This is a genomic window from Synechococcus sp. EJ6-Ellesmere (assembly GCF_024345875.1).
Taxonomy (GTDB): domain Bacteria; phylum Cyanobacteriota; class Cyanobacteriia; order PCC-6307; family Cyanobiaceae; genus Regnicoccus_A; species Regnicoccus_A antarcticus.
Window position 1 is genome coordinate 1 of the sequence record NZ_JAGQBY010000170.1, and the last position, 6622, is coordinate 6622.

Sequence of the window (6622 nt, forward strand, 5' to 3'; positions counted from 1 at the left end):
CACCAGCGACACCACCGGGTGGTCGCCGGCGAGCTTCTCGAGCACGGTGGCATCGGTGCTCCAGCCGGTCTTGGTCTTGCGCGATTTCTTGCGATCGAGCCCGAGCGTGCCGAACAGCAGCTCGCCCAGCTGCTTGGGCGAGGCCAGGTTGAACTCAACCCCGGCGGCCTCCCTGGCGCCGGCCTCGAGGCTGGCGAGGGTGCCCGCCAGTTCTTCGCTCAGGGTTGCCAGATAGGGCTTGTCGATGCGGATGCCGGTGGCCTCCATCCGCGCCAGCACTGGCTCCAGCGGCAGTTCCACCTGATCGAGCAGTTTCGGCAGGGCCTCCCCCAGCTGCTGCAGCTGGCCACGCAGCAGCGGCGTCAGCCGCCAGGTGACATGCACATCCATGGCGCAGTAGCGGGCGGCGGCCTCGATCGGCACCGCCGCGAAGGTCTCCCCCTTGGCCACCAGCTCGCTGAAGCTCGTTGGCGTGAAGCCGAAATTGCGCTCCGCCATCACCTCCAGCCCGTGCTTGGCGTTGGCATCGCGCAGGTAATCCGCCAGCAGGGTGTCCATCACCACCCCCTCCAGGCTGAGGCCGTGGCGCAGCAGGATCAGCCGGTCGTACTTGGCGTTCTGCAGGGTCTTGGGGTGCTGGGCGCTCTCGAGCCAGGGGGCCAGGGCCGTGAGCACCTGGTCGAGGGGCAACTGCTGGCTGAGCACGGCGGAATCTGCCGGCGGCTGGTGGCCGATCGGGATGTAGGCCAGATCGCTGCTGCCTTCTCCCCAGCACAGCCCCACCCCCACCAGCTCCGCCTGGAACGGGTTCAAGGAAGTGGTCTCGGTGTCGAGGGCGATCGGCTGGTCGGGGTCGGTGGCGGCCATCAACCGCACCAGCAGAGCTTCGAGCTGCTGGGTGTTCTGGATGATCTCCGGCTCCAGGGTTGGCGGAACGCCCTCCGGGGCGGAGCCAGGCTGAGGGGAGCTGGAGGCAGACGGTGCGGACGGATCAGCTGGGCCTGGAGCTGGTGCAATCGTGCTGCCGGCCGCTGATAGCGCCGACGACGTACTGCTCGTGGTTGAGCCCGACGAACCATGGGCCCGGTGATCGGCGGAGAAGGCCCGCTCGAAGGCCGCCAGCTGGCGGGCCAGGCTGAACAGCTCCAGTTCCTCCAGCCGCCGGGCCAGGGCCGCAGCGTCCACGCAACCCAGCGTCAGCCGCGGTTCGGCCGGCAGGGGGATGTCGATCAGGATCTCGGCGAGCATGCGTGAGCGGTAGGCGTTCTCCCGGTCGGCTTCAAGCTTCTTTTTCAGCGCTCCCTTCTGCTGATCCAGCGCCGCGTAGATGCCATCGAGGTTGAGGTGGGTGTTCAGCAGGGAGATGGCGGTTTTGGGACCCACCCCTTTGACCCCGGGGATGTTGTCGCTGGCATCGCCGGTGAGGGCCTTGAGGTCCACCACCTCCTCCGGCGTCACGCCGAGCTTGGCGATTACCCCCTCGCGGCGGATCGTGGTGGGCCCTGAGCTCTTGGCATAGGGGCCGCCGCCCATGTACAGCACGGCGATGTCGCGCTCGTCATCCACCAGCTGGAAGAGGTCGCGATCCCCGGAGAGGATGCGCACCCGCCAGCCGGCGCCGGCGGCGCGGTTGGCCAGGGTGCCGAGCACGTCGTCGGCCTCGTAGCCGGGGGCCATGCACAGGGGCAGATCCATCGCCCCCGCCAGGATCTCCTGCAGGTTGGCCAGATCGGCGAAGAACTGCTCCGGAGCCTCATCCCGGTGGGCCTTATAGCTGGCGTCGGCCTCGTGGCGGAAGGTGGGCCCGGCGGTGTCGAAGGCGATCACCACCCCCTGAGGGGTGAGCCCCTTGACGTTCTCCAGCAGCGCCTTGAGAAAGCCGTAGGTGACGCTGGTGGGTATCCCCTCCTTGGTGCTCAGCCCCCCCTCGCCGCCCTTGGCGAAGGCATAGAAGCTGCGGAAGGCCAGGGAATGGCCATCCACCAGCAGCAGCATCGGTGCTTCGGCCATTCCTGTCCCCATTCCCCATTCCGGCTGGGGCATTCTGGGGGGCCCGGTCGTCCAGCCATGACTGATGCCCCTGAGAGGCTCCAGCTGCTCTGGGGGATCACCGTGTTCTCCGGGGCGCTGGCCCAGCTCACCTCCCTGCTGACCGGGCTGCCGTCGGTGGTGCTGCTGCTGGCTTCAGGCCTGTTGATCGGCCGCTCCGGGCTGGGGCTGGTGGATCCGTTTGCCCTGGGCAGTGGCCTCGAAACCATCGTGGGGCTGCTGGTCAGCCTGGTGCTGTTCGACGGGGGTCTGAAGCTGAGCCTTCCGGGCAGCACCACCCGCCAGGCGGTGCTGCGGATTGTTGTGGTGCGCTTGCTGGTGGCCCTTCCCCCCGGCCTGCTGGCGGCCCACTGGCTGGCCGGGCTGAGCTGGCCGCTGGCGGCGGTCTACAGCGCGATCGTGCTGGGCACGGGCCCCACTGTGGTGACTCCCCTGATCCAGCAGATGCGCCTGGCGCCTCCCCTGGGGGATGTGCTGGAGGGGGAGGGGCTGGTGCTGGAGCCAGTCGGCGCCGTTCTGGCGCTGCTGCTGCTGGAGCTGGTGCTCACCGACCGCTACGACTGGCAGGATCTCGCCCTGGAGCTGCTGCAGCGGCTGGGGTTCGGTGTGGCGGTGGGTGCCCTGAGCGGCTTCCTGCTGGCGGTGCTGCTGCGGCGCCTGCCCGTGGACCCGGAGAGCGGTCTGCGCCTGCAGCTCACCCTGGGGGTGATGTTCCTGATGTTCACCGGTTGTGAGGTGGTGATGCCCGAATCGGGCCTGCCCGCCGCCGTGATGGCCGGGGTGCTGCTGGGCCGCTTCGCCGACACCGACGCCGCCATGCTCGACGACCTGATCCGCCAGCTGGCCCAGCTGGCGATCAGCATCCTCTTCCCGCTGCTGGCCGCCGACGTGGCCTGGGCGGACCTCAGCCCCCTCGGTTGGGGTGGCGTGGCCTGCGTGCTCACCCTGATGCTGCTGGTGCGGCCCGTGGCCATGCAGATCGCCACCTACGGCCTGCCCCTCAGCGGTGGCCAGAAGGTGCTGCTGAGCTGGCTGGCCCCGCGCGGCATCGTCACCGCCGCCGTGGCCAGCCTGTTCGCCCTGCGCCTCTACGAAGCGGGAGTGGAAGGGGCGGGAGCGCTGCAGGGGCTGGTGTTCCTCACGATCCTGATGACCGTGGGCCTGCAGGGATTCACCGCGACTCCCCTGGCGGGCCCGCTGGGCCTGCGCCTCAGCGAGCAGGAGATGGAGGAGGAGGAGCGCCAGCGGGAGGAAGCCAAGGATCAACAGCTCGCCGCTGCTGGGGTCATCCCTGCGCCGGCTGCGGCCAGTCAGTCCTTGCCCCTGGAGAACCCTCAGCCCTGAGCCACGGCCAGCATCAGCCGCGTCCGGTCTTCGCCGCTGGCATGCAGCAGCCGCCAGGTGGTGATCAGATCCGGACCCTGCAGGCTGCCCAGCAGGCCCGCCCGCAGGCTCTTCATCAGCACCCCCTTCTTCACTCCGGCGGCAACGGCCGCCTCAGCCAGCAGGCTCTTGGCCTGCTCAACGCTCAGATCCGGTGAGTCGGTGGAGTCGCTGGCCTCAAGGCGTTCGAGCACGGCGGTGAGGGCCGCGATGGCCCCATCGGCCTCCAGCTGCTGGCGGGCGCCGGCATCGGGCTCGGGCCGCTCGAAGAACGGCCGGGCCTGCTCGACTCCGTCGCGCAAGGTGGTGAGGGACGGGCCGAGCAGCTCGGCCAGCTCCTGCTCCCAGGCGTTACGGCTGGCGCTTGGCGCGCTCCAGCCTTCGGCCTGCCAGAGCGGCACCAGGACCTTGCTCAGCTCGGCGCTGGGCAGCTCATGCAGCACCTGAGCATTGAGCCAGTTGAGCTTGTCCCAGTCGAAGCGGGCACCGGCCCGGTTGACCCGATCGAAGTCGAAGGCAGCGGCGGCCTGCGTAAGCGTGAAGCGCTCGCCCATGTCCTCCGGAGGTGACCAGCCCAGCAGGGTCATGTAGTTCACCAGCGCCTCTGCGGTGTAGCCCATGGCCCGGAACTCACCCACCGAGGTGACCCCATCGCGCTTGGAGAGCTTGCGGCCCTCCTGGTTGAGGATCAGGGGGGTGTGGGCGAAGACGGGCAGCGGCAGGCCGAGGGCTTCGTAGAGCAGCAGCTGCTTGGCGGTGTTGGCGATGTGGTCTTCGCCGCGGATCACGTGGCTGATGGCCATGGCGGCATCGTCGACCACCACCACCAGGTTGTAGAGGGGGTCGCCGATCTGATCGGCCGGCGCCCGCCGGGCGATCACCATGTCGCCGCCCAGGTCGCTGCCGCTCCAGCGCATCTCCCCGCGCACCAGATCGCTCCAGCCGATCGTGGCCCCATCATTGATGCGGAAGCGCACCACCGCTTCGCGGCCTTCGGCGATGAACGCCTGCTGCTGCTCGGGGGTCAGATCCCGGTGCCGGTTGTCGTAGCGGGGTGCGGAGCCGCTGGCTTTCTGCCGCTCGCGCATCTGCTCCAGTTCGGCTTCCGAGGCGAAGCAGCGGTAGGCGTGACCCGAGGCGAGCAGCTGGGCGATGGCGGCGCGGTGGGTCTCGATCCGCTCGCTCTGGATCACGGGCTCCGCGTCCCAGCTCAGGCCGAGCCAGGCGAGGCCATCGAGGATGTCGGCCGTGAACTCGGGCCGGGAGCGCTCCCGGTCGGTGTCCTCGATCCGCAGCAGGAAGTCGCCACCTTGGTGGCGGGCGAACAACCAGTTGAAGACCGCCGTGCGGGCAGTGCCGATGTGCAGGGTTCCCGTGGGGCTGGGAGCCAGACGAACCCGAACGGTCACCGGCAGACGCTCATGAGAGTGAAACGGGACTGACGGGATTCGAACCCGCAACTTCCGCCGTGACAGGGCGGTGCTCTAACCGGTTGAACTACAGTCCCAGATGTGAGATGAGAAAGGTGAAAACCCTTGCCCGACCTGGCTTCTGGTGTCGTGATGACGACTAGGGAAGTATCCACTGCCGCTGGCCCCGCCGTCAACTGGCGCAGACAGCGGCAGGCATTCAGGGGCGGAACCCAGCGGGTTCGATCAGGCGAACCTGGTTGCCCCTTGCTGTGAATTCACGGCCCTGGTCGCTCTGGACGACCACACGACCGCCGGACTTGACCCGGATGACCCGTGCCCGCACCCAGCCAAGGGCAGCGGACTCGAGCACCTTGACCACATCACCGGGTTGTAAATCCAACTCCATGTCCGGAACCAGGAAAGAGCAGGAAGGGGCATCGAGCGCGCCGTGGAGGACTTGAACCCCCGACATCAGGTTTTGGAGACCTGCGTTCTACCAGCTGAACTAACGGCGCATGACGATGCCCCCTCAACCGGTGCGCGAGGTGGCACCGGCATGGGCAATTGAGCGATGAAGCTTCAGCGATCGAAGCGTTGCTTCACGCGGGTGGCTTTCCCCACACGATCGCGTAGGTAGAAGAGCTTTGCACGTCTTACTTTACCGCGACGCTCCACCTTGACGGTGGCGACCTGGGGGCTGTGCAGCAGGAAGACCCGCTCCACCCCCACGCCCTGGAAAATCCGGCGCACGGTGATGGTTTCGTTCAGCCCGCCATGGCGTTTGGCGATCACCACACCCTCGTAGGGCTGGACGCGTTCCTTGTTGCCCTCACTGATGCGTACGCCCACACGCACTGTGTCGCCCACGTAGATCTCGGGCAGATCGCTCTTGAGCTGCTCGGCTTCGAAGGCCCGGATCAGGTCCTGGGCGCTGAGCTTGCCGGTGCGAGCCGGGGACACGGCGGGCTTGTCTGCCACGGCCGTTGGGGCCGCGGTCTCGGCTGTGCCGGTCTCATCCACGCTCGTCTGATCCATGTTGATGTCGTCCTTCAGTTCCGCCATCAGTTCGGCGCTGTCGTTCAAGTCCGCGGCCATCCCAGAGGTGTGATCGCCCGGCCAAACAACCACTGTAACGGCTCATGTTCCCCCCTCCTCAGAGCTCTCCTCCCGTTCCGGCCGCCCGCGCCCCCGCTGCCGACTCCACCCCTGCAGCGCCAGGCCTGTGCCGGTGATCAGCATCCAGAGCAGCCCCAGTCCGTTGAGGGCCACATACCAGCTTTTGCCGACGGGCCCGAGCCACTCACCCTCATGCAGCACCATCAGCCCATGCACCTGGTCGCGGCTGAGACCGCCCCAGTCGCGCAGCAGGCGGTAGCCCATGCCACTGGTGACCGTGATCAGCAGCGGCAGCACCACTACAGGCGCGATCAGGGCGTGCCAGCGGCGCAGCCTGGCCAGGACCTGCATGGTCGACAGCATCGATCAGGAAAGTTGATAGCTTGAACTCTGGATTGCCCGGGCCCCGTCAATGAATCTTTTTGCTGACCTGCTGTCGGGCACTCCCAACACCGCAACCAAAGCCGCCGCAGCCACCACCAGCACCGGCCCGCGCATCCAGAAGGGACGGCGGGGGGTCGAGATCAAATCGGCTCGCGAGATTCAGGTGATGCGCCAGGCCAGCCGCATCGTGGCCACGGTGCTGCGCGAGATCATGGAGATGGCCGCTCCAGGCATGACCACGGCCGACCTCGACCGCCACGCCGAAGAGCGCATCCGCT

General features: G+C 67.8%; 6 protein-coding genes, 2 tRNA genes and 1 pseudogene. 2 read left to right on the forward strand and 7 right to left on the reverse strand.

Going from position 1 to position 6622, the window contains the following annotated elements; translation table 11 throughout:
* The coding region (locus KBY78_RS15045; RefSeq protein ID WP_255144321.1) for a DNA polymerase at positions 1-2010 on the reverse strand (2010 nt) is incomplete at its 3' end.
* A gap of 57 nt (positions 2011-2067) precedes the next feature.
* Between KBY78_RS15045 and KBY78_RS15050 the strand changes: the two genes are divergently transcribed.
* On the forward strand, positions 2068-3393 hold the full coding sequence (locus KBY78_RS15050) for a sodium:proton antiporter (protein WP_255144322.1): 1326 nt from the start codon (positions 2068-2070) through the stop codon (positions 3391-3393).
* Here KBY78_RS15050 and gltX read toward each other — a convergent pair.
* The 6 genes from gltX to KBY78_RS15080 form a co-directional block, all read right to left on the reverse strand.
* Complete coding sequence (gltX, locus tag KBY78_RS15055; RefSeq protein ID WP_255144323.1) at positions 3384-4841, reverse strand: glutamate--tRNA ligase; 1458 nt, start codon at positions 4839-4841, stop codon at positions 3384-3386. The genes KBY78_RS15050 and gltX overlap by 10 nt on opposite strands.
* A gap of 24 nt (positions 4842-4865) precedes the next feature.
* Positions 4866-4939 (reverse strand) — tRNA-Asp (locus KBY78_RS15060).
* A gap of 122 nt (positions 4940-5061) precedes the next feature.
* Complete coding sequence (locus KBY78_RS15065; protein WP_006043540.1) at positions 5062-5250, reverse strand: hyperconserved protein Hcp; 189 nt, start codon at positions 5248-5250, stop codon at positions 5062-5064.
* A gap of 36 nt (positions 5251-5286) precedes the next feature.
* A tRNA-Trp gene (locus tag KBY78_RS15070) sits at positions 5287-5359 on the reverse strand.
* A gap of 64 nt (positions 5360-5423) precedes the next feature.
* Positions 5424-5879: a 50S ribosomal protein L19 gene (rplS, locus tag KBY78_RS15075; RefSeq protein WP_369791636.1), complete on the reverse strand. Its 456-nt coding sequence runs from the start codon at positions 5877-5879 to the stop codon at positions 5424-5426.
* 102 nt (positions 5880-5981) lie between these two features.
* Positions 5982-6323, reverse strand: a complete 342-nt coding sequence (locus KBY78_RS15080; protein ID WP_255144324.1) for a peptidase — start codon at positions 6321-6323, stop codon at positions 5982-5984.
* Positions 6324-6372: 49 nt separating this feature from the next.
* Between KBY78_RS15080 and KBY78_RS15085 the strand changes: the two are divergent.
* Positions 6373-6622 (forward strand): annotated as a pseudogene (locus tag KBY78_RS15085) (type I methionyl aminopeptidase); the annotation flags it as partial.

Excerpts from the sequence above, each read along its gene's own strand:
- KBY78_RS15050 (WP_255144322.1), top strand. The coding sequence starts at position 2,068 with ATGACTGATGCCCCTGAGAGGCTCCAGCTGCTCTGGGGGATCACCGTG.
- KBY78_RS15065 (WP_006043540.1), bottom strand. The coding sequence starts at position 5,250 with ATGGAGTTGGATTTACAACCCGGTGATGTGGTCAAGGTGCTCGAGTCC.
- rplS (WP_369791636.1), bottom strand. The coding sequence starts at position 5,879 with ATGGATCAGACGAGCGTGGATGAGACCGGCACAGCCGAGACCGCGGCC.
- KBY78_RS15080 (WP_255144324.1), bottom strand. The coding sequence starts at position 6,323 with ATGCTGTCGACCATGCAGGTCCTGGCCAGGCTGCGCCGCTGGCACGCC.